Here is a 1,252-nt window from a genome sequence, read left to right as displayed (position 1 = left end):
CAGCAACGGCGCGGATTCCGCCGCGTTCCTTCGCATTAGCTGAACCTGCTGATTACCGCAGAAATCACCAGCTGGTGATTTCTCGACACAACCACCGAAATAGCGGAACGCTTCTTCGTGCAGTCGCGCCCACACCTCCTGGCTGGATTTCCAGACAATCCGCCGGAAACTGTGACGCGAATAGCGCAACGTCATCACAAATAGCCGTGGTCGCCGATAACGTCCAGTCTTCGGATCGCGGGTCGGAGCGCCCTCGCCATAGTCAACCTGGGCCTCCTCGCCGGGCAGGAAATCGAGCCGGTCGAATTGCTCGGGATCGATGTGTCGCAGCGCGCGCACGAACCGTTTGACGCTCTCGTAGCTCGCAGCAAACGAGAACTCGTCGACGAGATCCTGATAGATCGCCTGGGCGTTTCGCTGCAGACGAACCTGTCCTTCGATCCATTTCCGATGAGGCTCGCACAACGAGCGGGCAAAATCGAAGTTATGCGCCTCGGCTGGCGTGGCCTGAAAAGCCGGTGGTCGCGGGGGTGGAGGAGTTTGATCTGAAGGGCGCGAGCCGATGGTCGCGGGGACGGGGGAATTTGCGGACGCAGTTGCGCGTGCAGCGAAGATCGCCGTGTAGCGGCGGATCGTCTTGCGGTCGATTCCAGTGATCCGATGAATCTCGCGCTGGCTCTTGTTGAGTTCCAGCAACGTGAACACCGTACTTTGCTGATGCGGCTTCAAGACGTTCAACTCCCACCTCCCGGGCTGGCCAAGGAGGTAAAAATAACGTCCTGCTACGTGGAACGATCGGCGACGTCGGTTTGCTCAGATCGGACCGCAAGGTGGAGGAGTTTGAAGTGACCACACCCGGAGGAGTTTAGGCGACCGCCCGGGGCGTGCGGTGGAAATCGCGCTGGGAGAGAACATGAAGGATGATGCACCGGGATTCGTGCTTAGCCAGGCATTGTGGGCACTGGCGGTGGTGGAATCGGATTACATCGCGGCCCTCGAAGATCTGCGCATCGTCTTTGTCGACGAGATGCCTGCAGGATCATGAAACGCCGCTTCGACATCCTGCTTCCTCTTGCCGACGACGCATCGCAGGGTGAGTCCTGCTGGCGCGACGACTGGAATGTACCCGGGCAGTCAGCGTTCATGCTGCTTGCCAAGTTCCAGCAACTCAATGCCCTTTCGTGTACCGCGCTGGCGGGTTCTGTCGCATTAGCGATGTCGCGGTAAAGTTCGTGCGGCGCTAACTTTGCCT

2 protein-coding genes and 1 pseudogene are annotated in these 1,252 nt (G+C 59.3%); 2 read left to right on the top strand and 1 reads right to left on the bottom strand.

Annotated features, from left to right (window positions below):
- Positions 1 to 738 (bottom strand): annotated as a pseudogene (locus M0D66_RS37890) (hypothetical protein); the annotation flags it as partial.
- A gap of 175 nt (positions 739 to 913) precedes the next feature.
- Here M0D66_RS37890 and M0D66_RS37885 point away from each other — a divergent pair.
- Both M0D66_RS37885 and M0D66_RS37880 read left to right on the top strand, forming a co-directional pair.
- Positions 914 to 1,045, top strand: coding sequence for a hypothetical protein (locus M0D66_RS37885; RefSeq protein ID WP_266212956.1), 132 nt, complete (start codon positions 914 to 916; stop codon positions 1,043 to 1,045).
- Positions 1,042 to 1,227, top strand: coding sequence for a hypothetical protein (locus M0D66_RS37880; protein WP_266212955.1), 186 nt, complete (start codon positions 1,042 to 1,044; stop codon positions 1,225 to 1,227). The genes M0D66_RS37885 and M0D66_RS37880 overlap by 4 nt, the downstream gene beginning before the upstream one ends.
- Positions 1,228 to 1,252: the final 25 nt, after the last annotated feature.

The sequence above is a fragment of the Paraburkholderia sp. SECH2 genome (genome assembly GCF_030464795.1).
GTDB classification, from domain to species: Bacteria; Pseudomonadota; Gammaproteobacteria; order Burkholderiales; family Burkholderiaceae; genus Paraburkholderia; species Paraburkholderia aspalathi.
The sequence above is the reverse complement of the archived record's forward strand: the minus strand, read 5'-3'. Positions and strand labels throughout refer to the sequence as shown.

Excerpts from the sequence above, each read along its gene's own strand:
- M0D66_RS37885 (WP_266212956.1), top strand. The coding sequence starts at position 914 with ATGAAGGATGATGCACCGGGATTCGTGCTTAGCCAGGCATTGTGGGCA.
- M0D66_RS37880 (WP_266212955.1), top strand. The coding sequence starts at position 1,042 with ATGAAACGCCGCTTCGACATCCTGCTTCCTCTTGCCGACGACGCATCG.